Origin of the sequence: Pseudomonas capeferrum (genome assembly GCF_013523055.1) — a bacterium.
GTDB lineage: Bacteria > Pseudomonadota > Gammaproteobacteria > Pseudomonadales > Pseudomonadaceae > Aquipseudomonas > Aquipseudomonas capeferrum_A.
In genome coordinates this window covers 1-341 of sequence record NZ_JAAMQM010000077.1, presented here as the reverse complement: position 1 = coordinate 341, position 341 = coordinate 1, and the positions used below count along the sequence as shown (strand labels likewise).

General features: G+C 66.6%; 1 pseudogene. It reads right to left on the bottom strand.

Features of this window, described 5'->3' with window-relative positions:
- Positions 1 to 341, bottom strand: a pseudogene (gene mhpE / locus G7009_RS27370) (4-hydroxy-2-oxovalerate aldolase); the annotation flags it as partial.

Sequence of the window (341 nt, the reverse complement as noted above, 5' to 3'; positions counted from 1 at the left end):
CCGAGCTTGTCGGCGGCGGCAATGAACACCTCCAGCGGTGCGTTGCCGGCACCGGCGCCCATGCCGGCGAGGCTGGCGTCGATGCGGTCGCAGCCCTCCTCCACCGCGGCGATGGAATTGGCCACGCCGAGGCTAAGGTTGTGGTGGGCATGGATGCCGGTCGCGGTCGCCGGGTCGAGCACGGCCTTGACTGCACGGAAGCGGGCACGGATGTCATCCATGTTCATCGCCCCGCCCGAGTCCACCACATAGATGCAGGTGGCGCCGTAGCTTTCCATCAGCTTCGCCTGTTGCGCGAGCCCTTCGGGCGTTTGCATATGGCTCATCATCAGGAAGCCCAC